General features: G+C 68.7%; 23 protein-coding genes. 10 read left to right on the top strand and 13 right to left on the bottom strand.

The window, feature by feature from the left end; genetic code table 11:
• The 4 genes from xdhB to AB0I34_RS00550 form a co-directional block, all read right to left on the bottom strand.
• On the bottom strand, positions 1-2349 hold the full coding sequence (gene xdhB, locus AB0I34_RS00565; RefSeq protein ID WP_360437040.1) for a xanthine dehydrogenase molybdopterin binding subunit: 2349 nt from the start codon (positions 2347-2349) through the stop codon (positions 1-3).
• A complete protein-coding gene (locus AB0I34_RS00560) occupies positions 2346-3794 on the bottom strand; it encodes an FAD binding domain-containing protein (protein ID WP_360437037.1) in 1449 nt (482 codons plus the stop codon). The genes xdhB and AB0I34_RS00560 overlap by 4 nt, the downstream gene beginning before the upstream one ends.
• Positions 3791-5704 (bottom strand): 2-oxo-4-hydroxy-4-carboxy-5-ureidoimidazoline decarboxylase, encoded by a 1914-nt coding sequence (uraD, locus tag AB0I34_RS00555; RefSeq protein WP_360437034.1) that lies wholly within the window; start codon positions 5702-5704, stop codon positions 3791-3793. Before uraD ends, AB0I34_RS00560 begins: the two co-directional genes overlap by 4 nt.
• 140 nt (positions 5705-5844) lie before the next feature.
• Positions 5845-7377 (bottom strand): helix-turn-helix domain-containing protein, encoded by a 1533-nt coding sequence (locus tag AB0I34_RS00550; protein ID WP_360437031.1) that lies wholly within the window; start codon positions 7375-7377, stop codon positions 5845-5847.
• A 157-nt stretch (positions 7378-7534) separates the two neighbouring features.
• Here AB0I34_RS00550 and AB0I34_RS00545 point away from each other — a divergent pair, with 157 nt between their 5' ends.
• The 7 genes from AB0I34_RS00545 to AB0I34_RS00515 are packed head-to-tail and all read left to right on the top strand — an operon-like array spanning position 7535 to position 14673.
• The gene (locus AB0I34_RS00545) at positions 7535-8359 is read left to right on the top strand and encodes a TIM barrel protein (protein ID WP_360437028.1); all 825 of its coding nucleotides are present in this window, start codon (positions 7535-7537) and stop codon (positions 8357-8359) included.
• A gap of 12 nt (positions 8360-8371) precedes the next feature.
• Entirely contained in the window at positions 8372-9256 is an 885-nt protein-coding gene (locus AB0I34_RS00540; RefSeq protein ID WP_360437026.1) for a 2-hydroxy-3-oxopropionate reductase, read from the top strand.
• Complete coding sequence (gcl, locus tag AB0I34_RS00535; protein ID WP_360437023.1) at positions 9256-11031, top strand: glyoxylate carboligase; 1776 nt, start codon at positions 9256-9258, stop codon at positions 11029-11031. The genes AB0I34_RS00540 and gcl overlap by 1 nt, the downstream gene beginning before the upstream one ends.
• Positions 11031-12089, top strand: a complete 1059-nt coding sequence (locus tag AB0I34_RS00530) for a glycerate kinase (protein WP_360437020.1) — start codon at positions 11031-11033, stop codon at positions 12087-12089. Before gcl ends, AB0I34_RS00530 begins: the two co-directional genes overlap by 1 nt.
• A gap of 22 nt (positions 12090-12111) precedes the next feature.
• A complete protein-coding gene (gene allB, locus AB0I34_RS00525; RefSeq protein WP_360437017.1) occupies positions 12112-13455 on the top strand; it encodes an allantoinase AllB in 1344 nt (447 codons plus the stop codon).
• Positions 13452-14267, top strand: coding sequence for a bifunctional allantoicase/(S)-ureidoglycine aminohydrolase (locus AB0I34_RS00520; protein ID WP_360437014.1), 816 nt, complete (start codon positions 13452-13454; stop codon positions 14265-14267). The genes allB and AB0I34_RS00520 overlap by 4 nt, the downstream gene beginning before the upstream one ends.
• Positions 14268-14283: 16 nt before the next feature.
• Positions 14284-14673, top strand: a complete 390-nt coding sequence (locus AB0I34_RS00515) for a VOC family protein (RefSeq protein ID WP_360437011.1) — start codon at positions 14284-14286, stop codon at positions 14671-14673.
• A gap of 4 nt (positions 14674-14677) precedes the next feature.
• On the opposite strand, the gene AB0I34_RS00510 is transcribed toward AB0I34_RS00515, so the two are convergent.
• On the bottom strand, positions 14678-15217 hold the full coding sequence (locus AB0I34_RS00510) for a GNAT family N-acetyltransferase (protein WP_360437009.1): 540 nt from the start codon (positions 15215-15217) through the stop codon (positions 14678-14680).
• A gap of 81 nt (positions 15218-15298) precedes the next feature.
• On the opposite strand from AB0I34_RS00510, the gene AB0I34_RS00505 reads away from it, so the two are divergent.
• Entirely contained in the window at positions 15299-16066 is a 768-nt protein-coding gene (locus tag AB0I34_RS00505; protein WP_360437006.1) for a glucose 1-dehydrogenase, read from the top strand.
• 54 nt (positions 16067-16120) lie between these two features.
• On the opposite strand, the gene AB0I34_RS00500 is transcribed toward AB0I34_RS00505, so the two are convergent.
• Complete coding sequence (locus AB0I34_RS00500; protein ID WP_360437003.1) at positions 16121-16915, bottom strand: ABC transporter permease; 795 nt, start codon at positions 16913-16915, stop codon at positions 16121-16123.
• Positions 16912-17865, bottom strand: a complete 954-nt coding sequence (locus AB0I34_RS00495; RefSeq protein ID WP_360437000.1) for an ATP-binding cassette domain-containing protein — start codon at positions 17863-17865, stop codon at positions 16912-16914. Before AB0I34_RS00495 ends, AB0I34_RS00500 begins: the two co-directional genes overlap by 4 nt.
• 111 nt (positions 17866-17976) lie before the next feature.
• Here AB0I34_RS00495 and AB0I34_RS00490 point away from each other — a divergent pair, with 111 nt between their 5' ends.
• Positions 17977-18732, top strand: coding sequence for a TetR/AcrR family transcriptional regulator (locus tag AB0I34_RS00490; protein ID WP_360436997.1), 756 nt, complete (start codon positions 17977-17979; stop codon positions 18730-18732).
• Here the strand turns inward: AB0I34_RS00490 and AB0I34_RS00485 are convergent.
• Both AB0I34_RS00485 and AB0I34_RS00480 read right to left on the bottom strand, forming a co-directional pair.
• Entirely contained in the window at positions 18729-19331 is a 603-nt protein-coding gene (locus AB0I34_RS00485) for an FMN reductase (RefSeq protein WP_360436994.1), read from the bottom strand. The genes AB0I34_RS00490 and AB0I34_RS00485 overlap by 4 nt on opposite strands.
• Complete coding sequence (locus tag AB0I34_RS00480) at positions 19328-20461, bottom strand: LLM class flavin-dependent oxidoreductase (protein ID WP_360436991.1); 1134 nt, start codon at positions 20459-20461, stop codon at positions 19328-19330. The genes AB0I34_RS00485 and AB0I34_RS00480 overlap by 4 nt, the downstream gene beginning before the upstream one ends.
• 163 nt (positions 20462-20624) lie before the next feature.
• On the opposite strand from AB0I34_RS00480, the gene AB0I34_RS00475 reads away from it, so the two are divergent.
• The gene (locus AB0I34_RS00475) at positions 20625-22301 is read left to right on the top strand and encodes a glycosyl hydrolase family 28-related protein (RefSeq protein ID WP_360436988.1); all 1677 of its coding nucleotides are present in this window, start codon (positions 20625-20627) and stop codon (positions 22299-22301) included.
• 12 nt (positions 22302-22313) lie between these two features.
• Here the strand turns inward: AB0I34_RS00475 and AB0I34_RS00470 are convergent, their stop codons facing one another.
• The 4 genes from AB0I34_RS00470 to AB0I34_RS00455 form a co-directional block, all read right to left on the bottom strand.
• A complete protein-coding gene (locus tag AB0I34_RS00470) occupies positions 22314-22658 on the bottom strand; it encodes a tetratricopeptide repeat protein (RefSeq protein ID WP_360436985.1) in 345 nt (114 codons plus the stop codon).
• Between the two features lie 83 nt (positions 22659-22741).
• On the bottom strand, positions 22742-23224 hold the full coding sequence (locus AB0I34_RS00465; protein ID WP_360436982.1) for a GNAT family N-acetyltransferase: 483 nt from the start codon (positions 23222-23224) through the stop codon (positions 22742-22744).
• Positions 23225-23369: 145 nt separating this feature from the next.
• Complete coding sequence (locus tag AB0I34_RS00460) at positions 23370-24197, bottom strand: polysaccharide lyase family protein (protein ID WP_360436979.1); 828 nt, start codon at positions 24195-24197, stop codon at positions 23370-23372.
• Positions 24197-25729 (bottom strand): alkaline phosphatase D family protein, encoded by a 1533-nt coding sequence (locus AB0I34_RS00455; protein WP_360436976.1) that lies wholly within the window; start codon positions 25727-25729, stop codon positions 24197-24199. The genes AB0I34_RS00460 and AB0I34_RS00455 overlap by 1 nt, the downstream gene beginning before the upstream one ends.
• Between the last annotated feature and the right edge of the window lie 78 nt (positions 25730-25807).

Below are 25807 nucleotides of genomic sequence, written 5' to 3'. Positions count from 1 at the left end.
TCACACCCCACTCGCCGTGAGCACGCTCGACCGAGCCCGGTCGAGTGCCCAGTACACCGCCTCAGGTGTCGCCGGCGACGCCAGATCCACGCTTGTCCCAGCCGGGCCGAACGCCGCCGCGGCCTGCCGCAGCGCCTCCCGGACCGAGAAGGCGAGCATCAGCGGCGGCTCACCGACCGCCTTCGATCCGTACACCGCGCCGTCCTCGTGTGCCTTCTCGAGCAGCCGGACGTTGAACACCTCAGGCATCTCCGAGAAGCTCGGCAGCTTGTACGTGCTGGCCGCCTGGGTAGCGAGCCGGCCGCGGTTCGGGCCGTTGCTCTCGTCCCAGCGCAGGTCCTCGAGCGTCAGCCAGCCGGCGCCCTGCACGAATCCGCCCTCGATCTGACCCAGGTCGATCAGTGGACTGAGACTGTCACCGACGTCGTGCACGATGTCGACCTGGCGGAGCGTGTACGCACCGCTGAACCCGTCCACCTCGACCTCCGCGGCGGCGACGCCGTACGCGAAGTACTTGAACGGCTCGCCGCGCATCGCGTTGGCGTCCCAGTGCAGGCCCTCGGTCCGGTAGAAGCCGGCCGCCCACAATTGGACCCGCTGGTGGTACGCCGCTTTGACGACGTCCTCCCAGCGCAGATCCTCGCCCTCGGACAGCCCGCGGACGACGCCGTCGCTGATCCGCACGTCGTGCGGGCTGATGCCTAGCCGGCTGCCCGCGACCTGCTCGAGGCGCTCGCGGATCTGCTCGCACGCGTTCTTGATCGCGGCGCCGTTCAGGTCGGCGCCGGAGCTGGCCGCGGTGGCGGACGTGTTGGGCACCTTGTCCGTGCGGGTCGGCGCCAGCCGGACGCGCGCGAGCGGTACGCCGAGCGTCGTCGCGGCGACCTGCAGCATCTTGGTGTGCAGGCCTTGGCCCATCTCGGTGCCGCCATGGTTGATCAGCACCGAGCCGTCCTTGTAGACGTGCACCAACGCGCCGGCCTGGTTGAACGCGGTGAGGTTGAACGAGATGCCGAACTTCACCGGAGTCATCGCCAGCGCGCGCTTCTTGTGCGGATGCGTCGCGTTGAACTGCTCGATCTCCGCCTTCCGGCCGACCACGTCACCACCCGCGGACACCTGGCTCCAGCAAGCCTCCAGGCGATCCGCGTGCCGGACCGGCTGACCGTACGGCGTACTGTCGCCCAGCTTGTAGAGATTGCGGTGCCGCAACTCCATCGCGTCGTACCCGAGAAGTGGTGCGCACCGGCCGAGGATGTCCTCGACGACCAGCATTCCCTGCGGTCCACCGAAGCCCCGGAACGCCGTCTGCGAGGTCTTGTTCGTCTTGGCGATCTGACCGTCGACCCGAACGTTGGGGATCCAGTAGGCGTTGTCGATGTGGCACATCGCCCGCGCGAGCACGGGCTCGGAGAGGTCGAGGCTCCAGCCACCGTCAGAGGTGAGAGTCGCGTCCAGCGCGACCAGGTGCCCTTCGTCGTCGAAGCCGGCCTTCCACCTGCTGTGGAAGCCGTGGCGTTTGCCGGACATCGTCACGTCCTGCGTCCGGTTGAGCCGCAGCCGCACCGGCCGCCCGGTCAGCGTCGAGCCGAGTGCCGCGATCGCGGCGAACCCGTGCGGCTGCATCTCCTTGCCGCCGAAGCCCCCGCCCATCCGCAGGCACTGCACAGTCACCGCGTGGCTGGCCAGTCCGAGTACGTGGGCCACGATCTCCTGGGTCTCCGACGGGTGCTGCGTACTGCTCTGGACGAAGATCTGCCCGCCCTCGTCGACGTGGGCCAGCGCCGCGTGGGTCTCCAGGTAGAAGTGCTCCTGCCCGGCGAACTCGAACTCACCCTCGAACACATGCGCCGCGTCGGCCAGTGCACCCTCGGCGTCACCACGCTCCAGATGACGCCCGGTGCCCTGGAAGCTCCCGGCCGCGATCGCCTCTCGAACCGTCACCAGCGATTCGAGTGGCTCGTACTCGACCTCCACCGCGGCAGCCCCCAGCCGCGCCGCCTCCAGCGTCTCGGCGAGCACCCAGCAGATCGCGTGCCCGTGGAACATCACCTCGGACGGGAACAACGGCTCGTCATGTTTCACGCCGGCGTCGTTCACCCCCGGTACGTCCTCCGCTGTCAGCACCCGCACCACGCCAGGTACGTCGTACGCCGGCTTCACCCGGAGCGTCGTGACGCGAGCGTGGGTGTGCGGCGACTGCACCGGATACGCATGCAGTACGTCGCGCGTCCGTTGGACCAGGTCGTCCGTGTAGAGGGCGTGACCGGTGACGTGCAAGGCGGCACTCTCGTGCGGCATCGGTACGCCGACGACTGCCACCGGCGGCCGCTCGGACAGCGAACTCATGCGGGCACCTCCTCGGCGTGGAAGCGAAGCAACGACTGGCCGAGCATCGCCGAGCGGTACGACGAACTCGCGCGGTGATCGTCCATCGGAGTGCCTTCGGCGGCCATGACCGCGGCGGCCTCGCGCACGGTGTGCTCGGTCCACGGCTTGCCGATCAGCGCCGCCTCGGTCGCCCGGGCGCGCAGCGGCGTGGCGGCGACCCCGCCCAGCCCGATCCGGGCCTCGCGGACCACACCGTCCACCACGTCGACGGCGTACCCGACGGCAACGCTCGAGATGTCGTCGAAGCGCCGCTTGGCGATCTTGTGGAAGGCAGTCAGCGGTGCGAGCGGCAGCGGAAGGACCACGGTCTTGATCAGCTCGTCCGGCGCCTTCAGCGTCTGCCGGTAGCCGGTGAAGTAGTCCGCCAGCGGTACGACGCGCTCGCCGCGGTGAGACGCCAGCACGAGCGACGCGTCGAGCGCGAGCAAGGCCGGCGGGGTGTCACCGATCGGCGAGCCGGTCCCCAGGTTGCCGCCGATCGTCGCGCCGTTCCGAATCAACCGCGACGCGAACTGCGGGAACATCTCGGCCAGCAAGGGCACCCGGCCGGCCAGCATCCGCTCGATCTCGCTCAACGTCAGCGCCGCCCCGATCCGGACCTCGTCGCGCCCGAACTCGAACTCCCGCAACTCCGTCAGGCGGTCGATCGCGACGACGAGCGGGTCGCGTAGCCCGCGCAGGTTCACCTCGACGCCGAGATCGGTCGACCCGGCAACGATCCGCGCATCGGGCCGATCGGCCAGCAGTTGGAGTACGTCGTCCAGCCCGGCCGGCCGGACGAACTCCGCATCGCCTTGTTCCATCCGCGTCGTCGCCGGCGCGGGCGGTGGAGCGTACCGCCGGGTGGCTAGCGCGTCGTCCGCCGACGGATCACCCAGCGCGTACGCCGCGTCCCGGATCGGGCGGTAGCCGGTGCACCGGCACAGGTTCCCACTCAGCGAGTGCAGATCGAACCCGTTCGGACCGTGCTCGTGATCGCAGTGCCCGTTGGACGTCGTACGGGTGGAGCGGTAGAACTCGGCGGCCATGCTGCAGACGAAACCCGGGGTGCAGTAGCCACACTGTGACCCACCGCGTACAGCGAGCTCCCGCTGTACCGGGTGCAGGGTCTCGGGCGATCCCAGACCCTCGGAGGTGATGACCTCCTGGCCGTCCAGGGACGCGATCGGGAGCAGACACGCGTTCACCGCGGTCCAATCGGTCGGCGCATCCGTCCCGGGCCGGGCGACGAGCACGGAGCACGCCCCGCACTCGCCTTCCGCACAGCCTTCCTTGGCGCCGGTGAGGCCACGGTCGCGCAGCCAGTCCAGCGCAGTGGTGTGGACCGGGACGTCGCCGATCGCGGTGTCCGCCCCGTTGACCTTGATCGAAGGCGCGCGCAGCGCCTGCGTTGTCGTCGTCATCTGTTGCTGCTCCAGCGTGTCCTTGCACTATGGATCGGATTGGCGTCGGAGAGGAAGTCGTCGAACCGGTACCCGGCGATCTTCGCGATCTCGAGCAGCGCCGCGGCGTGCTCCTGGTTCTCGCAGTTGTCCAGCCGGTCCCGGCCCTGCTCGATGATCCGGTGGAAGGAGTCCGCGTCCCGGACCGAGATGACCAGCGGGAAGCCGAACCGCTCGCGGTACGCCTCGGTGATCGTGGCCAGTTCGTCACGCTCCGGATCGGCCAGGAAGGTCAGGCCCTTGTCCGACTGGTCCCGCAGCGACGCCTCGCCGCTGAGGCCGTCCGCGACGAACTGCGAGCCGAGCTGCGGGTAGGCCTCGATCAGTTGCCGCTGCTCCTCGTGCGAACCGGAGAACAGGGCCTCCTGGAAGGAACGACGCAGTGCGTGGGTGTCGGCGAAGGGGCGCATGTCCCAGGCCCGCTCGACCGCCCAGCGCGGGCCCTGGAACAGACCCCCGAAGGTCTCCACGAACTCCTCGCGGCTGATCTTGTTGACCTGGTCCAGCCGGACCGTGTCACCCGGCTGCCCGGCGACCGCGGGACCGTAGTCCTTGCCGACGTGGTGGAAGAGGATGTTCAGGCCGATCGCGGTCAGGCTGCCGAGCGTGATGCCGCTGCCGAAGATGATCTCGGCCCAGCCCGGCACCGCCTGGGCGACCTGGGGCTGCGCGGTGACGTACATGGCCAGGCCGACGCTGGTCGCCACGATGACCACATTGCGGTGGTCGTGGAAGTCGACCTTGGCCAGGGTCTGGAAGCCGACCACGGCCACGGTGGCGAACATCGCCAGCGCCGCGCCACCCAGCACAGGGTGCGGGATCCCGGCCACGATCGCACCGGCCTTCGGCAGCAGTCCGAGCAGAATCATGATCCCGCCGGCCGCCGCGACCACCCAGCGGCTGCGGATCCGGGTCAGCCGGACCAGCCCGACGTTCTCGGCGAAGCAGGTGTAGGGAAAGGAGTTGAAGACGCCGCCGATCGTGGTGGCCAGGCCGTCGGCCCGCAACGCGCGGGCGATGTCGTCCTTGCCGATCCGCTTCTCGACGATCTCACCGGTCGCGAAGACATCACCCGTCGTCTCCACCGCGGTGATCAGCATGACAACGACCATCGAGATGATCGCCGCGATCGAGAACTTCGGCCAGCCGAAGTAGAACGGCTGGGTGACCCCGACCCAGGCCGCGTCGCCGACCGCGCTGAAATGTGCGTCGCCGAAGGCCCACGCGACCAGAGTCCCGACCACCAGGCCGGCCAGGACGGCGACCGTGGCCATGAACCCCTTGAAGACCCGCTGGATCAGCACGATCAGGCCGAGCGTTCCGAGCGCGTAGGCCAGGTTCTTGCCGCTGGTCGGATCGGCCGTCGCCCCCGCGCCGCCGACCGCGTCCCCGGCGGCCACCGGCAGCAGTGCCAGGCCGATGATCGTGATCACCGAACCCGTCACGACCGGTGGGAAGAACCGGATCAGCCGGCTGAAGAAGGGCGCGATGAAGAAGGTGGCGAGACCGGCGACGAGCACCGCGCCGTAGATGACCAGCAGGCCGTCGGTCCCGCCGCCGGCGGCCAGGCCGATCGCGATCATCGGCGACACCGCGGTGAACGTCACGCCCTGCAGCAGCGGCAGCCGGACTCCGACCTTCCAGAATCCGACGGACTGGATGATCGAGGCGATGCCGCAGGTGAACAGGTCGGCGTTGATCAGGTGGATCAGCTGCTGGGTGCTGAGGCCGATCGAGTTGGCCAGGAGGATGGGTACGATCACCGCGCCGGCGTAGAAGGCGAGCACGTGCTGAGCGCCGTACACGGCGAGCTTGCCGGCAGGCAGCACCTCGTCAACGGGATGGCGGCTCGATCGCGGGACTGTCTTCATCGGGACACACTCCTCGGCTACGGCGGTTCTGGCCTGCTCGAAAGCCTGAGCGCATGCCGCGTCCGATTGCACCCGGTGAACCTCCGAAGATGCGGGGGTTCAGACCACGTGAATCTGTGTGATCACCCAAACCGCCGCGTTCACAGCGATTTCAGTGCGAGGAACACGTCGACACGGTCCTCCAACTGGGACAGATCGCGTCCGGTCAGTTGCTCTACGCGTTCGATCCGGTAGCGAACCGTGTTGACGTGCAGGTGCATCGACTCCGCCGTACGCGCCCAGGAACACGAACAGGCGAGGAATTCCCGCAGCGTGGCAAGCAGTTCGGCATTCGTACGGCGGTCGTGCTCGAGCACCGGCCCGAGAACCCGATGGGTGTAAGTACGGCGTACGTCGTCGGGCAATGTTGCGAGGAGCAACACATGCGACGCGACCTCGTCCGACGTCACCACGGACACCGGAGTCCTGCCCGCCTGCGCTGCACGTTGGGCGAATCGCGCTTCCTCCAGCGCACCGGCCAATGCGTCGACACCCGTCTCACCGCTGACTCCGACGGACAGTCTCCCGCGCCCGAGCCCAGGTGAGAGCCGGGCGAACGATCGGCGCAGTTGCTCGGGCAGCCCGGGCGACGACGGCAGGAAGCCGACCAGCAGACCGTCCCGGCCGGCCGCGACCACGGCCGGACCGACGGTCAACGCCACGTCTTCGAAAACGCTGAACGCGATGTCGTTGCGCGGTTCGTCGCGGAGTTCGGCGACCGCAACCACCATCGGCCGATCCGACTGCGCACCGGCCTGCCGCAAGCGAATCGCGACCTCGGCGAGCGGACCGCCTGACTCGACCAGCGCCAAGGCGTCCGACACCAGCGGCCGGAGAGCAAGTCGGCCCTCGTCCCGGCGAGCGCGATCAAGCGCGGCGACGGCACACAACTCCTGCACGGCTTCGACGTGATCGCGCGGCCACTCCCGATGGTCGCCTTCGATCAGCAACACCCAGGCCGTCAGCCGGTTGTCGAGCCCCGACCCGATCGGGAACAGGCTGTACGCCGCGTCGCCCACGGCCGCGACCCCCGGCATCCGATCCGCGATCAGAAACTGCCGGGTGACCGCGTCCAGGGTCGCGTCGTCCAGTTCACCAGGACCAGGCACGACCTGTCGCCCGGTCGACGTGATGACTCTGCAGGCATGCCCGATCTCCGCAGAGATGCGGGCAGCGAGTTCGTCCAGACTCCGGCCGGCGGCGATCGAGGACAGCAACTGCCGCTGCCGCACCAGGCTTGCGGACAGCCGCGCTCCGGTCTCGGCTGCACCCGCGGCCGCGACGTACTCGGTCACGTCAGCGAACGCGACCTCGACCGGTACTTCGACGAGCGCAATCTGATGCCGACGGCAAGCATCGAGCAGGTCGTCGGGAACGCGGTCGAGCAGCGCCCGGCCGGCCAGGATCGTGGCCGCGCCGCGACCGGCCGCCGACGCCACGAAGGTCTCGCTGTCGGCCTCGGTACGGCGCCAGACCAGCCCGGTCAGCACCAGTTCGCCGCCGTTCAGGTACCGGCCCGGCTCCAGCAGGTCGGTCGTGACGAGCCGCCCGATCGGGCGATCGAGCGTGCCGTCGGGCGCGTGCAGCAGGCGCAGGCCCAGCTCCGGCGCGTCGAGCAGTTCGGATACCAGCACGGCGCACCTCCTCTGGCCCGATCGCCCGGTCCTGACAGGAACGTACAACGGCGGACCGGCCACTCAAACCTTGACGCGTCCTTTCCAGGCATCCTATGGTCATTTCGCAGAACAGAAACAAACTTCCACGATACGGAAGTCAAGAGGAAGGGGCGCCATGAGTCACGCACTGCGCTACGCGGTGAACTGCTCGATCCTGTTCACCGAACTGCCGTTGCTGGAGCGACCGGCGGCCGCCCGGCGGGCGGGCTTCGGCGCGGTCGAGTTCTGGTGGCCGTTCGCCGAGGCGGTGCCGTCGGACACCGACGCGGACGCCTTCGTCACCGCGATCGAGGACGCCGGCGTCCAGCTGGTCGGCCTCAACTTCTTCGCCGGCGACATGCCCGGCGGCGATCGCGGCCTGGTCTCCTGGCCGAAGCGGTCGGGCGAGTTCCGCGACAACATCGACGCCACCATCGGCATCGGTGAGCGGCTCGGCTGCCCGGCTTTCAACGCCCTGTACGGCAACCGGGTCGACGACCAGAGCGCGGCCGAGCAGGACGAGCTCGCCGTTGAGAACCTCGGTCTCGCCGCCCGCGCGGCCGCCCGGATCGGTGGCACCGTGCTGATCGAGCCGGTCAGTGGCGCCGACCGGTACCCGCTGCGCACCGCGGCCGACGCGTTGGCCGTGATCGATCGCGTTCAGGCGGCGTACGACGTACCGAACGTCGGACTGCTCGCGGATCTCTACCACCTCGCGGTCAACGGCGACGACGTCGATCGCGTGATCGCCGGCCACGCGGACCGGATCGCGCACGTCCAGATCGCCGACGCGCCCGGCCGCAACGAACCCGGCACCGGATCGCTGCCGCTCGACCGGCAGCTCGCCGACCTCGAGAACCAGGGGTACGCCGGGTGGGTCGGCCTCGAGTACAAGCCGTCCACCACCACCGACGAGAGCTTCGGCTGGCTGCCGCGCGAGCGCCGGCCGGCCACTGCATAGGAGAAGACAGACATGACGAACATCGCCTTCATCGGCCTAGGCATCATGGGCAACCCGATGGCCGTGCACCTGGCCAACGCCGGCCACACGGTCGCCGGTTTCGACCGCAGCCCGGACCGCGCCAAGGAACTCGTCGCGGCCGGCGGTCGTGCCGCGACCTCGCTGGCCGACGCGGTCAAGGACGCTGACGTGGTCGCCGTGATGGTCCCGGACTCGCCCGACGTGCAGCAGGTGCTCGAGGGGGAGGACGGCGTCTTCCAGCTGGCCGAGACCGGCACGCTGATCATCGACTTCTCCAGCATCCGGCCGGACGTCACGCAGCAGCTCGCCGAGCAGGCGCGGGCGCTGGGCTTCCGGATGCTCGACGCCCCGGTCTCCGGCGGCGAGACCGGCGCGAAGAACGCCGCGCTGTCGATCATGGTCGGCGGCGAGGCCGACGACTTCGCGATCGCCAAGCCGCTGTTCGACGTCGTCGGCAAGACCGTCGTCCACGTCGGGCCGAGCGGCTCGGGCCAGACGGTCAAGGCCGCGAACCAGCTGATCGTCGCCGCCAACATCCAAGCGGTGTCCGAGGCCGTGATCTTCCTGGAGGCGTACGGCGTCGACACCAAGGCAGCCCTCGAAGTCCTCGGCGGCGGCCTGGCCGGATCCGCGGTACTGAACCAGAAGAAGGAGAACATGCTGTCCCGCTCCTTCCAGCCCGGCTTCCGGATCGACCTGCATCACAAGGACATGGGCATCGTCACCGCCGCCGCGCGCGAGGCGGGAGTCGTCGTACCGCTGGGTGCGCTCGTTGCCCAACTGGTCGCGTCCGCCAAGGCGAACGGCGACGGCGGTCTCGACCACTCCGTCCTGCTCCGTGGAGTCGAGCGCCTGTCCGGGAAGGCGACGGACTGATGGCCCGCATGCGCGCGGTCGACGCCGCGGTCCTGATCCTGGAGAAGGAAGGCTCGACGCAGGCGTTCGGTCTGCCCGGCGCAGCGATCAACCCCTTCTACAGCGCGATGAAGAAGCACGGCGGCATCAAGCACGTGCTGGCGCGCCATGTCGAGGCTGCCTCGCACATGGCCGAGGGCTACACCCGTGCTCGCGCAGGCAACATCGGAGTCTGCATCGGTACGTCGGGTCCCGCCGGCACCGACATGATCACCGGCCTGTACTCCGCCTCGGCCGACTCGATCCCGATCCTGTGCATCACCGGTCAGGCGCCGGTGGCGAAGCTGCACAAGGAGGACTTCCAGGCGGTCGACATCGCCTCGATCGCCAAGCCGGTCGCGAAATGGGCCGTGACGGTGATGGAGGCCGCGCAGGTGCCGGGGACGTTCCAGAAGGCGTTCCAGCTGATGCGCGAGGGCCGTCCCGGACCGGTGCTGATCGATCTGCCGATCGACGTCCAGCTGACCGAGATCGACTTCGACATCGACACCTACGAGCCACTGCCGGTGCCGCGCCCGGCCGCGACCCGGGCGCAGGCGGAGAAGGTGCTGGAGATGCTGGCCACCTCTGAGCACCCGCTGATCGTCGCCGGTGGCGGGATCATCAACGCGGGCGGGGAGGACCTGCTGGTCGAGTTCGCCGAGCTGACCGGGATTCCCGTCGTACCCACGCTGATGGGTTGGGGTGTGCTGCCGGACGACCACCCGCTGATGGCGGGGATGGTGGGGCTGCAGACGTCGCATCGGTACGGCAACGCGACCTTCCTGGCCTCGGATCTGGTGCTCGGCATCGGCAACCGGTGGGCGAACCGGCATACCGGCGGCCTCGAGGTGTACAAGGGCCAGCGGAAGTTCATTCATGTCGACATCGAGCCGACCCAGATCGGACGGGTGTTCGCACCGGACTACGGCGTCGTGTCCGACGCTCGCGCCGCGCTGGAGGTGTTCGTTGAGGTGGCGCGCGAGTGGGCCGCCGAGGGCAAGCTGGCGGACCGGTCCGCGTGGGCCGACGAGTGCTCTGCCCGGAAGACGGCGTTGGAGCGCAAGACGCATTTCGACAACGTGCCGGTCAAGCCGCAGCGGGTGTACGAGGAGATGAACCGCGCGTTCGGTCCCGACACTCGCTACGTGTCGACGATCGGATTGTCACAGATCCAGGCTGCGCAGTTGCTGCACGTGTATCGGCCGCGGCACTGGATCAACGCCGGTCAGGCCGGCCCGCTCGGATGGACTGTGCCGGCGACGCTGGGCGTTGCGGTCGCGGATCCGGACAGCACGGTCGTGGCACTGTCGGGCGACTACGACTTCCAGTTCCTGATCGAGGAGCTGGCGGTCGGGGCGCAGTTCAACATCCCCTACATCCACGTGGTCGTGAACAACTCGTACCTGGGGCTGATCCGGCAGGCACAGCGTGGGTTCGACATGGACTTCTGCGTGCAACTGTCGTTCGAGAACATCAACAGCCCTGAGCTCAACGGGTACGGCGTCGACCACGTGAAGGTCGCCGAAGGACTCGGCTGCAAGGCGCTGCGGGTGTTCGAGCCGGACGGGATCCTGCCGGCGCTGGAGCAGGCCAAGAAGCTGATGGTCGAGCACCAGGTCCCGATCGTGGTCGAGGTCATCCTCGAGCGCGTGACGAACGTGTCCATGGGTCTGGAGATCGACAACATCGTCGAGTTCGAAGACCTGGCCGAGAGCCCGGACGACGCCCCGACCGCCCTCGCCCTGCTCGACTGATGCCTCGGGCAATAGTTGCTTCGGACAAATTCAAAGGAAGTCTGACCAGTGCGGAGGTCGCCGCCGCGGTCGGCGCCGGCCTCCGCCGGGTTCACCCGGACCTGACTGTGGTCTCCGTTCCAGTAGCTGACGGCGGCGACGGCACCTTGGCCGCCGCTGTCGCGGCCGGCTTCCACCTGGTTCCGGTCACCGCCTCCGGCCCGACCGGCGAACCAGTCAAAACCGGCTTCGCCCGCCGCGGCGACGTAGCCGTCGTCGAGCTGGCCGACGTCTCGGGCCTGGTCCGGTTGCCGGGTGGCGCGCCCGCCCCGATGACAGCGACCTCACGCGGAACCGGCGAGCTGATGGCCGCCGCGATCGACGACGGCTGCACCCGCGTGATTCTGGGCATCGGCGGTAGCGCATCAACCGATGGTGGAGCCGGGATCGTCACGGCGTTGGGTGGCACAGCTGCGCTCGACCTGCGTGCCCTTCGGGAACGTATGGACGGCATCGAGGTCGTGGTGGCGTGCGACGTGGACAACCCGTTGACCGGGGCAACTGGTGCTGCCGCCGTCTACGGCCCGCAGAAGGGCGCCAACCCCGAGCAGGTGAAGGAGCTTGACGCCGCCCTGGCGCGCTGGGCCGATCTGGTGGCTCGGGAGACCGGGCAGGACCTCCGTCATGCCCCGGGAGCCGGCGCGGCCGGCGGAGTGGGTTTCGCAGCTCTGGCCCTCCTCGGGGCGGAGTTGCGACCAGGGATCGAGCTGGTACTCGAGCTCGTCGGCTTCCACGAACAGCTCCAGGGCGCCGACCTCGTGATCACCGGAGAAGGTGCGCTCGACGAGCAGACGTTGCACGGCAAGGCAGTCGCCGGAGTCGCGGCCGCCGCCGCGGGCATCCCGGTCGTCGCGGTCTGTGGCAGCAACAAGCTGGACCCTGAGCGACTGCGATCAGCCGGCGTAGTCGCGGCGTACGCCCTGACAGACCTGGAGCCCGACGTACGGCGGTGTATCGCGGAACCGGTGCCGTTGCTGCAGCGACTCGGGGAGCGGATCGCGGCGGACCACCTACGATGACAGCAAGTGAGAGGGGCGATGCATGACAGCGTTGGACCTCGTGATCCGGGCTCGCCGGGTGGTGAGCGCCGCAGGTGAACGGGCGTGTGCCGTCGGCGTCCGGGACGGGCGGATCACCGCCGTCGCGCCGTACGACGCCGACCTCGCGGCCACCGAGCACGTGCACCTGGCCGACGACGAGGTGCTGCTGCCTGGCCTGGTCGACTCCCACGTCCACGTCAACGATCCGGGTCGCACCGACTGGGAGGGCTTCACCTCCGCGACCCGGGCCGCCGCGGCCGGCGGCGTCACCACGATCATCGATATGCCGCTGAACAGCATCCCGCCGACGTGCGACGTACCGGCGCTCGAGGTGAAGCGGAAGACCGCCCAGCACCAGGCGTACGTCGATGTCGGCTTCTGGGGCGGCGCGATCCCGGGCAACGTCCCCGACCTGCGTCCGCTGCACGACGCTGGAGTCTTCGGATTCAAGTGCTTCCTGCTGCACTCGGGCGTCGACGAGTTCCCGCCGCTGGATCACGCGCAACTCCAGGCGGCGATGCGAGAGATCAGCGCCTTCGACGGCCTGCTGATCGTCCACGCCGAGGATGCCCACCGGATCGACGATGCCCCACCGCCGAACGGCGCGACCTACCTCGACTTCCTGCGCTCACGCCCCCGTGCGGCGGAAACCGAAGCCGTCGCCAACGTCATCGAACTCGCCCGCGCGACAGGTTGCCGGGTGCACATCCTGCACGTTTCCTCCTCCGACGTCCTCCCGCTACTCGCTGCGGCTCGCAGTGACGGCGTACGGATCACGGCCGAGACCTGTCCGCACTATCTGACCCTCACCGCCGAGGAGATCCCCGACGGCGCGACACAGTACAAGTGCTGCCCGCCGATCCGCGAGGCCGAGAACCGTGAACGCCTCTGGGACGGCCTGCGCGACGGCGTGATCGACCTGGTCGTGTCCGACCATTCGCCGTCGACGATCGACCTCAAGCACCTCGACACCGGTGACTTCGGCACCGCCTGGGGTGGCATCGCCTCGCTCCAGCTCGGGCTGCCGGCGGTGTGGACCGAGGCGCGCAAGCGCGGCCTCACCCTGGCCGACCTCACCCGCTGGATGAGCCAGGCGCCGGCCGCGCAGGTCGGGCTGAGGACCAAGGGCCGGATCGAGGTCGGGTACGACGCCGACCTCTGCGTACTCGCGCCCGACGAGACCTTCGTCGTCGACCCGAACGCCTTGCAGCACAAGAACGCCATCACGCCGTACGCCGATCGCCCGCTCACCGGCGTGGTCCGCCGTACCTGGCTCCGCGGCGTTCCCGTCGACATCGAGGCCGGCCCCCGCGGGCGGCTGCTGAACCGAGGAGAACGAGGATGAGCTACTACTCCCCGACGGGCGGTCTGCCTGCGCAGAGCGACCTCACCACCGACCGCGCCGTCTTCACCGAGGCGTACGCCGTACTCCCGCGCGGCACGATGCGGGACATCGTCACCAGTCGGCTGCCGTTCTGGGAGGACACCCGGTTGTGGGTGCTCGCGCGGCCGTTGTCCGGGTTCGCGGAGACTTTCTCGCAGTACATCGTCGAGGTCGCTCCCGGTGGCGGGAGTGACAGGCCGGAGACGGATCCGGCCGCCGAGGCGGTGCTGTTCGTAGTCGAGGGCAGCGTGACGGTGACCCTGGACGGCGAGAAGCACGAGCTCGGGCCGGGTGGGTATGCGTTCGTGCCGCCGGGCGTGGACTGGACCGTGCGGAACGTGAGCGATCGGGTCACGCGGTTCCACCTGGTGCGGAAGTCGTACGAGCGGATCGAGGGGATCGACGTACCGCCGGCGTTCGTCACGAACGAGGTGGACGTCGAGGGGGTGGCGATGCCGGACACCGAGGGGCGGTGGAAGACGCAGCGGTTCGTGGATCCGGACGATGTGCGGCACGACATGCACGTCAACATCGTCAGCTTCGAGCCGGGCGGCGTGATCCCCTTCCCGGAGACACATGTGATGGAGCACGGGCTGTATGTGCTGGAGGGCAAGGCGGTCTACCTGCTCAACAAGGACTGGGTCGAGGTGCAGGCGGGCGACTTCATGTGGCTCCGAGCCTTCTGCCCCCAGGCCTGCTACGCCGGTGGCCCTGGCCGCTTCCGCTACCTCCTCTACAAAGACGTCAACCGCCACCCGAAGCTCACGCTCTGATCAGTAGGGTCGCTGCATGGTTGATCGCGAGGTGCAGCGGTACTCCCACGGCGAGCTGGCGATCGTGGTCGACGTGTCCGACCTGGATCGTTCCGCCGAGTTCTGGAGCCAGGTCCTGGGCTACGACCGCGCGGGCGGCTCGTCGGCGACGTACCTGAGTCTGATTCCGGGCGACGGGCGTGGCTGTGAAGTTCTGCTGCAGCGTACGGACGATCGGAAGGTCGGCAAGAACCGTCTGCACCTGGACCTTCGGACGCCGGATCTGTCCGCCGAGGTGAGTCGGGTGCGCGGGCTGGGGGCGACGCAGGTGACCGTTGAGCCCATCGTCGAGGACGGCTGGACCTGGCATCTTCTCGGCGATCCGGACGGGAACGAGTTCTGCGTTCTGCAGCCGCCGAAGGGCTGACGGCTCAGATGGTGACGGTGACTGGGCGTTGGGGTGGGTTGAGCGGGTCGGTGGCCAGGCGGGCGTGGCGTTCGACGTCGTACCGGGTGCCGTCGTACGCGTGGCGCTGGCGTTCGAGGCCTTCGTAGAGGAAACCGGCACCGGCGGCGACCGCGCACGAGGCCGCGTTGTTGGTGCGGTGACCGAGCTCCAGTCGGTAGAGGCCGGCCTCCCGGTGGGCCCAGTTGGCGAGGGCGCGGAGCGAGTCCCGGGCGACGCCTTGGCCGCGGACTTCGGCGAGGGTCCAGTACCACGTCCAGCCGACCTGATGCCGGTCGATGTTCGTCACCGCCACACACCCGATCGGGTGGTCGTCCGCGTCCGCGACGGCGTACACATGCCCGTTGTCGAGGTCCGCCACGCGCCCGATCCAGTCCACCGCGGACGCCCGGTCCACGATCCCGTTCTGGTTCGCCATCTCGGGATCGCGATGCGCCGCTGTCAGCCGCAGCGCATCCCCCGTCCGCCACCGCCGAAGATCCAACCGCCCCAGCGCATATCCCATCCAAAAAATCTACCCCCGGCCGCGCCGCTTGGAACTGGCCCACGGCGCGTTCCCAGGCGCCGTCGGGGGAGGATGGGGCGCATGGGATATCTGGATTTCAGGGATCAGGTTGTGGTGGTGACCGGGGCCAGCAGCGGGATCGGGGCCGCGGCGGCGGTGGGGTTCGCGGAGACCGGGGCCGCGGTCGCGTTGCACTACCACCAGAACGAGGAGGGAGCCAGGCACACGCTCGGCGCGGTGCAGACGGCCGGCGGTACGGCGTCCTTGCACCAGGCGGACCTCGCGGATCCGGCGTCGGCCGGGAAGCTGATCGACGACGTGCTGGCGAAGCACGGGCGGATCGACGTACTCGTGAACAACGCGGGCGACCTGGTCAAGCGGACCCCTGTGACCGACGTACCCGACGAGGAGTTCCACCGGATCCTCGACGTGAACCTGACGTCGGTGTTCGCCGTCAGCCGCAAGATCGTGCCGGTGTTCCGCGCGCAGGGCGGCGGCTCCATCATCAACGTCACCTCGATAGCCGGCCGGAACGGCGGTGGCGGCGGGTCGGTCGTCTACGCGACCAGCAAGGGCGCGGTCAGCACCTTCACCCGCGGCCTGGCCAAGGAGGTCGCACCGGACGGCATCCGCGTCAACGCGATCTCGCCCGGCGTGATCAAGACCCCGTTCCACGACCGCCACACCGGCGACGAGCAGATGAACGCGATGATCGGCACCATCCCGATGGGCCGCTCCGGCACCCCGCACGAGTGCGTCGGCACCATCCTGTTCCTCGCCTCCGAGCGGATGGCGTCGTACGTCACCGGCCAGATCATCGAGGTCAACGGCGGCCAATTGATGCCATAGGCAAGCTCTAGAGTGGGGCTCCAGCGGTATGCCGCCGGAGCCCCACAGGCATCTCTACCGGGAGAGCGTGCGGTAGCGGTGGGCTGACAGGGGCAGGAAGATTGCCGTCAGGACCAGTGGCCCGATGATCGCCGCGAGCTCGGCATGGGTGCCGATCCAGGTGGCGGTCGCCGACGGATCGGGATTGCCGAACAGGGCACGCGACGCGGTGGCCGTGGCCGACAACGGATTCCACTGCGCGATCGTGCCGAGCCAGGCCGGCATCGTGGACGTGGCGACGAACGCACTGGACAGGAAGCCGATCGGCCAGACCAGGACCTGCACCATCGTCACGCTCTGAGCGTTCTTCACCGTCAGCCCGATGAAGATCCCGATCCACAGCAATGCGAACCGCAGCAGCAACAGCAACCCGAACGCGGCCACCGCGGCCGGCAGTCCTTCATGCCACCGCCAGCCGAGCGCGAGCCCGGCCGCGGCAAGCACGATCAGCGTCACCACCGAGTCCAGCATGTCCGCGATGCACCGCCCGAGGACGACCGCCGCCGAGCTCATCGGCAGCGAGCGGAACCGGTCGGTCACCCCCTTGTCCCGGTCCTGGGTGACCGCGGTCATCGTGCCTTCCAGCCCGAACAGCATCGACAGCGCGAAGATCCCCGGCACGAGCAGTTCGTAGTACGACTCGCCGTCGGGGAAGTCCATCGCCCCGCCGAGCAGCCCGCCGAACATCAGCAGCATCAGCACCGGGAAGAACCAGGAGAAGAGCACCAGCCCCGGCTGCATCCGCCAGTGCGTCAAGGTCCGCCGCGCGATCGTCCACCCATCCGCGAGCGCCCATCCAAACCCCGTCATGCCGCCACCTCCGGTCCCGTCAGGTGCAGGAACACCTCGTCCAGCGTGGGTCTGCGCAAGGTGATGTCCTCCGGCTCGATCTTTGCCTCGTGCAACGAGTTGGCCATCACCACGAGGGCCTTGGTGCGGTCCTTCACCGGCACGCTGATCCGATTGCCGGCAATCCGAATGTCTCCGTCCGCCAGTGGTCCGGCCAACCCGACCACCCGCTGCACGTCGGCTGGATCGACCAGCGCCAGGTCCAGCCAGTCCGAGCCGAGCCGCGTCTTCAGTTCGTCCGGGGTGCCCTCGGCCACGACCACCCCGGCCTTGAGCATCGAGATCCGGTTCGCCAGCTGATCCGCCTCCTCCAGGTACTGCGTCGTCAGCAACACCGTCGTCCCGCCGTCGACCAACTGCCGTACGGCCGACCACACCTCGAGCCGCCCGGCCGGATCCAACCCGGTCGTCGGCTCGTCCACGAACAGGACCGCCGGCGCCACGATCAGGCTGGCCGCCAGATCGAGCCGTCTCCGCATCCCACCGGAGTACTTGCTGACCGCCTGACCGGCTGCCTCCGTCAGGCTGAACCGCTCGAGCAACTCGTCGGCTCGGCGTACCGAGGCCGTGCGCCCCAGGTGGTTCAGCCGGCCGAACATGACCAGGTTCTGCCGCCCGGTCAGTACTTCGTCGATCGCGGCGTACTGCCCGACCAGCCCGATCCGGCGCCGTACCTCCGCTCCTTGCCGACGGACGTCGTACCCAGCGATCGTCGCCGTACCGGAGTCCAGCTCGAGCAGTGTGGACAGGATCCGCACCGCCGTCGTCTTGCCGGCACCGTTGGGGCCGAGCAGCCCCGTCACCGTGCCGGCGGTGACCTCCAGGTCGAAACCGTTCAGCCCCGCGCCCTCGGTGCCGCCCCAGTAGTTCTTCCGTACGCCGACGGCCTCGATTACACGTTCCGTAGTCACTTCCCACCTCTCGCCCAGGTTGAGTCGTAGAGTGTACCGTACACTGTACGACTCAGGTACGATCGGGACAACGACGAGCGGCTGGAGTTAGTTCCGTTGGCAGGAAAGAAGGTGTCCGCGCCCGATCCGGCGCGCAGTCTGGCGCTGCTCTGGGGCAGCCACACCAAGCCCGGCCGGTCCGGCCTGACCGTGCGGGCGATTGTCGACACGGCGATCGACCTGGCCGACACTCAGGGGCTCGACGCGGTCTCGATGCGGATGGTCGCCGAGCAGCTGAAGGCCGGGACGATGTCGCTGTACACGCATGTCCCGGGCAAGGGCGAGCTGACCGACCTGATGTTCGACAGCGTGTACGGCGACCTGTACGCCGACGCCGACGAACCCTCGCGGCAGCCCGGCGGCTGGCGTGGAGCGCTGGAGTTCATTGCCCGTCGCAACTGGGACGTGCTCACGAAGCACCCCTGGATCCACGACGTCCCGACCATGCGCAACGCGCTCGGCCCCAACATCACCGTCAAGTACGAGGCCGAGCTACGGCCGCTCGACGGCCTCGGGCTGACCGACGTCGAGATGGACTCGGCCCTGACCCTGGTGCTCACGCACGTTCACGGGACCGCCCGTGCCGGCGCCGAACAGCTCCGGACCCAGCGCGAGTCCGGGCTGTCCGACGAGGAGTGGTGGCGGCAGATCTCGCCGACCCTGACCCGCGTCATGTCCGGCGCGGCTCAGCACTTCCCGGTGGCGGGACGGGTCGGCACCTCTGTCGGCGAGCAGTTCCAGTCGGTCATCGACCCCGCGCACGCCTTGTCCTTCGGCCTCACCCGGATCCTCGACGGCATCTCACTGCTCATCGACGAGCGGTCCTAGCCCTTCAGCAGGTCCTCGAACGGCGTTGGGTTGTCGTAGGGATCCGCGTGCGTCGGCGTCTCGTGCTGCAGGGCGGCGACCAGCTCGCTCGCGGCCTGAGTGATGCGCGGCCGCAGCGTCGTCGCGTTCGGACCCCAGTCCGTGGACGCGGCGTACACGGCGGTCGGGACCGGGATCGCCTTCAGATAGGCGAACAGCGGCCTCAGCGCGAACTCGAGCACCAGCGAGTGGCGCTCGGTCCCGCCGGTCGCCGCGAGCAGGACCGGCTTGCCGGCCAACGCCTGGTCGTCGAGCACATCGAAGAACATCTTGAACAGCCCGGAGTACGACGCACTGAAGGTCGGCGAGACCACGATCAGAGCGTCCGCCCCGGCCACCGTGGCGAGCACCTTCTCCAGCTCGGCCGAGGGGAAGCCGGTGAGGAGGTTGTTCGTCAGCTCATGCGCGTGGTCGCGGGCCTCGATCAGCTCGATCCGCGACTCGATCCCGCGCCCGGACAACTCGTCCCGGACGGCGGCCGCCAGCTGGTCGGCGAGCAGCCGGGACGACGACGGTGTCGTCAGCCCGGCCGTCACCACGGCGATCACCCGTTCCTTCATCGGCTCGTCTCCTCGACCGATCCGGCCGGCTCCGCGATCGTCTCCAGGTCGCGTGCCCGCTCGGCGGCGGCCTTCAGCGAAGCGTGCGTCGGCGCGTCCGGGACCTGCGCCGGCCGCTTGGCGGCGAACTCCTTGCGCAGTACCGGAACCACCTCTTCGCCGAGGATGTCCAGCTGCTCCAGCACGGTCTTCAACGGCAGCCCGGCGTGGTCCATCAGGAACAGCTGGCGCTGGTAGTCACCGAAGTGCTCCCGGAACGTCAGCGTCCGCTCGATCACCTGCTGCGGGCTGCCGACCGTCAACGGCGTCTCCCGGCTGAAGTCCTCCAGGGAAGGCCCGTGTCCGTAGACCGGCGCGTTGTCGAAGTACGGCCGGAACTCGTTGACGGCGTCCTGCGAGTTCTTCCGCATGAACACCTGACCGCCGAGACCGACGATCGCCTGGTCCGCGGCGCCGTGGCCGTAGTGCTCGAAGCGCTTGCGGTACAGCTCGATCATCCGCTGGGTGTGCGAGACCGGCCAGAAGATGTTGTTGTGGAAGAAGCCGTCGCCGTAGTACGCGGCCTGCTCGGCGATCTCCGGCGAGCGGATCGACCCGTGCCACACGAACGGCGGTACGCCGTCCAGCGGCCGCGGGGTCGCGGTGAAGCCCTGCAGCGGCGTACGGAACTTGCCTTCCCAGTCGACCACGTCCTCACGCCAAAGCCGGCGCAGCAGGGCGTAGTTCTCGATCGCGAGCCCGATGCCGTTGCGGATGTCCTGACCGAACCACGGGTACACCGGTCCGGTGTTGCCGCGACCCATCATCAGGTCGACCCGGCCGTCGGCCAGGTGCTGCAGCATCGCGTAGTCCTCGGCGATCTTCACCGGGTCGTTGGTGGTGATCAGGGTCGTCGCGGTGGACAGGATGATCTTCGAGGTCTTCGCGGCGATGAAGCCGAGCTGGGTGGTCGGCGACGACGGCACGAACGGCGGGTTGTGGTGCTCACCCTGCGCGAACACGTCCAGGCCGACCTCTTCGGCCTTCAGTGCGATGGCCACCATCGCCTTGATCCGCTCGGCCTCGCTCACGGTCGTACCGGTGGTCGGATCCTCGGTCACGTCACCGACGGTGAACACACCGAACTGCATCTGTCCTCCTCGACTGGGTAGATAGTTCACTATTAAACTACCGATGCCCAGCCCAACGCCAATCACCTGTCCGTCATTCCATCACGCCCTTGTCAGGCCGGGTCCATGTGGTGAAACTAGGTCCCGTCATGCGAAACCTCACCGCCCCTGAGGAGAGTTCTCCATGCAGAACCCCAACACCTCGCCCCGCCTGACCCGGCGTCTCCTGCTCGGCAGTGCCGCAGCCGTTCCCGCGACCACCTTGCTGACCTCACCTGCCGCCGCTGCCACCCCGCCGGCCTCTCGTGGTGACCTCTCCACCCAACTCCTGGCCGAATGGGCCGAGGCACCCGGCGCCCATCCGCTCATCCCCGACATCTCCCACGCCGGCTTCCGCGGCGGCGAGCACCCGCTCCGCCCGCGGGTGGTCGCGAACGTCACCGACTTCGGCGCTCGTCCCGGCAGCACCGCGGACGCGTCCGTCCCCTTCACCCAGGCCCTCCAGTACGCCGGCAGTCGCGGTGGCGGAACGGTCGTCGTACCTCCCGGTGTGTACCGCTTCGACTCGCCGGTCTGGATCCACTGGTCGAACGTCGTCCTGACGGGAGCGGGCCGGGAGCGCACGATCCTGCACTTCAACCGCCCGCTCGAGGAGGGCTACCGGCCGAACCTGCAGTCGACCGGCAACAGCCGCTGGTCGTGGACGGGTGGCCAGATCTGGGTGATGGCGCCGGAGCGGAAGGCACTGTCGGAGGCCGAGGACTACGCCGGCTCCGAAGGTTGGTTGCTCGGCGACACGTTGGCCGAGGTCGGTGCGGCGTCCCGCGGTCAACGGACGCTGCTCGTGTCTTCGACCGAACACCTCGCCGCCGGGGATCTCGTCGTACTCGAGACCGACAATCCGGCCGATGCCGGCGTACTGCGGCATCTGGCCGGGGACGTGGCCGGGACGCGGGAGTACGACTGGCCAGTGAAGGCACCGCAGCTGACGACCGGGTCCGGTGGGCAGTACGTGCAGTACGCGAGCCTGCAGTGGCCGGTGCGGATCGAGGCGGTGCTGGGTGAGCGGTTGGTGCGGTTGGCCCAGCCGCTCAGGTACGACCTCCGGCCGAGCTGGCCGTCGCGGTTGCGGGAGGTCGGGCCGACGGTCCACGACGTCGGTGTCGAGTCGTTGACGATTCGGAACGAGCTGCGGCCGATGACCGCGCACAACAGGCATCCGGGGTCGAACGGCCTGTGTTTCCAGGCGGTTCACGACTGCTGGGCGGACGACGTACGGGTGGAGAACTGCGATCTCGGGTTCGGGTTCACCACGACGAAGGCGGTGACGCTGACGAACGTGGTGGTCGGCGGCCGGTCCGCGCATCACAGCTTCGCCTGCCGGATGCAGTCGCACGACAACCAGGTGGACGGGTTCGAGATCGAGCAGTTCACGGTGCCGCTGCCGTCCGGGTCGACGCATCACGGCCTCAACCTGGAAGGGCTGTCGGCGGGCAACGTCTGGCGGCGCGGGCGGATGGCCGAGGGGACGTTCGACACGCATCGCGCGATGCCGTTCGAGAACGCCCGTACCGACATCACGCTGGTGAACAACGGCCGGGTCGGTGGGTCTGCCGCGTCCGGGCCGCTGTTCGGCGCGCGGATCGCGCACTGGAACGTCCGGATCACCTCCGGCAGTCCCTACGCGATCCAGCTCGCCGACGTCGCACCCCGCAGCATCACCGTCGGCCTGCAAGGTCTCACCGCAGACCCGAGCGGCCTGCCCCGCGACTTCCAAGGCGACCTCGAGAACGGCACCTACCTACTGGGCGACCGCCCCGCCGTCCCCGACCTGTACGTCGCCCAACGTCAGGCGCGCTGAACGCGCCCGTCGTCAGGCGCTGTGAGGCTTGAGGAGTTCGTCGTCACCGGTGAGCGCCGCCGCGATCCGGCGGTGCTTGCCGGCCTCCTCGGTCCGGGACTGCCGCTCGAGCGTCCGCGCCATCATCAGGTGCGCGTAGTACTCGGTCGGCTCCCGCTCGATCACCTCGAGCAACTGCTCCTCAGCCGGCTTCAGCAACGCGGCGTGATAGTAGGCCCGAGCCAGCAGCAACCGAGTCCCCACATCCTCAGGCGTCTCCTCCACCACCGGCCGCAGAGCCCGGATAGCCCCCCGATAATCCCGCTCCTCGAAGTACTGCTGCCCCAGCCCATAACTGAGCGCCCGCAAGTCCTCCACCAAACACCTCCTCGTATCAACCAAGACACCGCATCAACGGCCGAACCCCCGCGCCTATTCCGGGTGCGTCACCGGCCCGGAGGCTACGAGCCGAGGCGGGTGAGGGGTTCGTCGGTCAGGCGGTAGATGGTCCATTCGTCTTGGGGGTGGGCGCCCAGGGACTTGTAGAAGTCGATGGCGGGGGTGTTCCAGTCGAGGACGGACCATTCGAGGCGTTCGTAGCCTTGGATGACGCACTCTTGGGCCAGGGCGGTGAGGAGGGCTTTGCCGAGGCCGGTGCCGCGGGTTTCGGGGCGGACGAAGAGGTCTTCGAGGTAGATGCCGTGGACGCCGCGCCAGGTGGAGAAGCTGAGGAACCACAGGGCGCATCCGGCCACCGCGCCCTCGTGTTCGGCGACGTGGCAGAAGACGGCGGGGTTCTCGCCGAAGAGTGCGGTGTGGAGCTGGTCCGCGGTCAGCCGGCACTCGTCGGGGGCTCGCTCGTACTCGGCCAGGCCGTACACCAGGTCCACGAGCGCGGGGATGTCGTCAGGGCGGGCTCGTCGTACTCGTTCGTCGATCTGCATGGACCTATCGTGCCCCGCCGTCGTTCACCTGCGCGCCAGACGTACGTCGTCGAAGACCGCGACCCACGCGTGCACGCCAGCTGACACGTGTAAGAGCTGAGGTCAGGCAGCCAGGCCGCCGTCGACACGGCGGCCTGGGTTGCCGTCACGTCCGCGCATAGATCCCGAAGGCGTCGTAGGCGATCCATGAGCCCTCGTCCTTCATCAGCTCGATTGCGTTCTGACCTGTCCGGAAGAGTGCCTTGGGCAACGGTGCCTCGAGGTACGACGGCTTGAGCGGTGAACCGGGGTAGGTGCTGTCGGCAATCGTCGAGCCTTTGGTGGCACCGTTCGCGAACGCCAGCCGCCCGACCTCGGTGCCGTTGACGGACAGTACGGCGGAGCCCGGGATGCTGGCGTGGCTGTCGATCAGCCACAGCGCCAGGTCGAGATCCTGCTCCGGCGGCGCGGTCAGATCGAACCGGAACGTCACTGTGTGGTTCTTCGTTCCGGCCCACTTGTCCGCCGGCCCGGGGAACAGGTACGACCAGTCGGCCGAAGGCACCGAAGTCCCGTAGGTGTAGTCGACGTCCGACGGGAAGCGCACCGGGTAGTCGGCGTACCCCTTGGGCGACAGCGCCAGCTCCGAGCCCTTGCCGTCATAGACGCCGACTCGCGCGATCGGTTGACCGGATAGCGTCACGGACGTCTTGTTCGCAGCGGCAAGGGAACGCGACGCCTGCGACCTGTTGCCCGCAGCATCCACTGTCACCACCCGATAGGACCTGGTGACGCCGGCGAATCCGAGGCCGCGATGCACGAAGTGTGGATAGACGGTCTTGCCCAGCAGGGTGTACGTCGCGGATCCGGGCTCGGCGACGTACACGGCGTAGTGGTCGACAACCGTTGCCCACGACACAGGTTTCCAGTCGAGAGTGAGGGTGCCGATGTCGCCGGTACCACGAAGCTGGGTGATGGCGGGAGGACGATTCATCACAGTGCCTCCAGACGAGGATCGGCAGCGGGCGTGCGGAAGGTCGCGACCACCCGCGGTTCGGCGTTCGCGTCGGCCTGGATGTAGGGGAAGGTGACGAACTCCGAGGTCAGGTCGGATCGGGTCAAGGTCGAGTGCACATACCCACGGCGCGCGTTGTAGAGCTTCACGTAGGGGTGCTGGAGCCAGTCCTGCGCGTACTGGTCGGTGTCGGTGCCGTCCCCGTTGGAGCCGACCGACGAGCACACCAGCTCCACGCCGACCGTCCGCGAGTCCGGATTCGCGAAGTCCAGCTTCAGTTCCGAGGCCACGTGGCGGTGGATGTCGCCGGTGAGCATCACCGCGGTGCCCGCCTGGCCCATCGCCTCGAGCACCCGGCGCCGGTTCGCCGGATAGCCGTCCCACTGCTCGGTCCGGTCGTCGGTGATCGCGCTGAGGACGACACCGCCCGCAACGACGTTCCAGGCCGCGGGTGAATGCCGGAGTCCGTCGTACAGCCACTTCTCCTGCTCGGCGCCCATGATGGTGCGCTGCTCGGACACGCGATCGGCTTCGTCCACCGGCAGCGGGTCGCGGTACTGCCGGGTGTCGAGCAGGTGCACCCGCGCGAGCGATCCGACGTCGTACCGCCGGTAGAGCTGACCGTCCGGTCCATGCGGCAGGCTGTCCAGGGCGACCGGTACGTTCTCGTAGAACGCGCGATACGCAACGGCGCGGCGATGCACGAACAGTTCCGGCGGGATCCCGTACAGCGAGTTGTCGGCGCCGTAGTTGTTCTGTACTTCGTGGTCGTCCCAGACCAGGAACCACGGCGCGGCCGCGTGCGCGGCCTGCAGGTCCGGGTCGGTCTTGAACAGGCTGTACCGCAACCGGTACTGCTCCAGTGTCTCGATCTCCACGCCGTGCTCGGGCCCGACCGAGACGCCCTCGCGCCAGAGGTTGTCGCTGGCAACGATCCCGTACTCGTAGATGTAGTCGCCGAGGAAGAACACCGCGTCCGGCGCCCGCCGGGCGATGTCGCGATGGGCTGCGAAGTACCCGTGGTACCAGGCCTGGCACGAGGCGGTGGCGAAGGTGAACTGCGACCCCTGGACCGGCAGCGTCTTGGTCCGGCCGACCGGGCTGAGCTCGCTGCCGGCGCGGAACCGGTAGAAGTACTCGCGGTCCGGCCGCAGACCGCGCACCTCGGGATGTACGGCGTGCGCCAGCTCCGGGGTGGCGATCGCGAGCCCCCGGCGTACGACGCGCTTGAACTGGCTGTCCTCGGCGACTTCGTACTGCACGGGGACGGGCTCAGCGGGCATCCCGCCGTGTCCGTCGGTCGCCAGCGGCGTCGGGGCGAGTCGGGTCCAGAGGACGAAACCGTCGGTGCGCGGATCACCGGAGGCGACGCCGAGCGCGAAGGCGCCGGACGGAATCGGGCGTCCCGGGGTGGCGTCGGCGCCGGCCGGCGCGGCGACGCCGATGGCGACCGCGGCGGCGCTCAGGCCGGTCAGTTGGAGGAAGGTACGACGGGTGGGAGGAGGAGGCACGGGCGGGCTCCGATCCAGGGGAGGTCGAGTTGCGTCACATTCTTACGTAACTACCGTTCGAAAGGTAACCCCTTGACA

This window comes from Kribbella sp. NPDC050281 (genome assembly GCF_040655855.1).
Taxonomy (GTDB): Bacteria; Actinomycetota; Actinomycetes; order Propionibacteriales; family Kribbellaceae; genus Kribbella.
The sequence above is the reverse complement of the archived record's forward strand: the minus strand, read 5'-3'. Positions and strand labels throughout refer to the sequence as shown.

Coding starts and splice junctions, on each gene's coding strand:
- allB (WP_360437017.1), top strand. CDS start 12,112: ATGACAGCGTTGGACCTCGTGATCCGGGCTCGCCGGGTGGTGAGCGCC.
- AB0I34_RS00520 (WP_360437014.1), top strand. CDS start 13,452: ATGAGCTACTACTCCCCGACGGGCGGTCTGCCTGCGCAGAGCGACCTC.
- AB0I34_RS00545 (WP_360437028.1), top strand. CDS start 7,535: ATGAGTCACGCACTGCGCTACGCGGTGAACTGCTCGATCCTGTTCACC.
- xdhB (WP_360437040.1), bottom strand. CDS start 2,349: ATGAGTTCGCTGTCCGAGCGGCCGCCGGTGGCAGTCGTCGGCGTACCG.
- AB0I34_RS00475 (WP_360436988.1), top strand. CDS start 20,625: ATGCAGAACCCCAACACCTCGCCCCGCCTGACCCGGCGTCTCCTGCTC.
- AB0I34_RS00480 (WP_360436991.1), bottom strand. CDS start 20,461: ATGCAGTTCGGTGTGTTCACCGTCGGTGACGTGACCGAGGATCCGACC.
- AB0I34_RS00485 (WP_360436994.1), bottom strand. CDS start 19,331: ATGAAGGAACGGGTGATCGCCGTGGTGACGGCCGGGCTGACGACACCG.
- AB0I34_RS00560 (WP_360437037.1), bottom strand. CDS start 3,794: ATGACGACGACAACGCAGGCGCTGCGCGCGCCTTCGATCAAGGTCAAC.
- uraD (WP_360437034.1), bottom strand. CDS start 5,704: ATGAAGACAGTCCCGCGATCGAGCCGCCATCCCGTTGACGAGGTGCTG.
- gcl (WP_360437023.1), top strand. CDS start 9,256: ATGGCCCGCATGCGCGCGGTCGACGCCGCGGTCCTGATCCTGGAGAAG.
- AB0I34_RS00465 (WP_360436982.1), bottom strand. CDS start 23,224: ATGCAGATCGACGAACGAGTACGACGAGCCCGCCCTGACGACATCCCC.
- AB0I34_RS00460 (WP_360436979.1), bottom strand. CDS start 24,197: ATGAATCGTCCTCCCGCCATCACCCAGCTTCGTGGTACCGGCGACATC.
- AB0I34_RS00510 (WP_360437009.1), bottom strand. CDS start 15,217: ATGGGATATGCGCTGGGGCGGTTGGATCTTCGGCGGTGGCGGACGGGG.
- AB0I34_RS00515 (WP_360437011.1), top strand. CDS start 14,284: ATGGTTGATCGCGAGGTGCAGCGGTACTCCCACGGCGAGCTGGCGATC.
- AB0I34_RS00500 (WP_360437003.1), bottom strand. CDS start 16,915: ATGACGGGGTTTGGATGGGCGCTCGCGGATGGGTGGACGATCGCGCGG.
- AB0I34_RS00530 (WP_360437020.1), top strand. CDS start 11,031: ATGCCTCGGGCAATAGTTGCTTCGGACAAATTCAAAGGAAGTCTGACC.
- AB0I34_RS00505 (WP_360437006.1), top strand. CDS start 15,299: ATGGGATATCTGGATTTCAGGGATCAGGTTGTGGTGGTGACCGGGGCC.
- AB0I34_RS00540 (WP_360437026.1), top strand. CDS start 8,372: ATGACGAACATCGCCTTCATCGGCCTAGGCATCATGGGCAACCCGATG.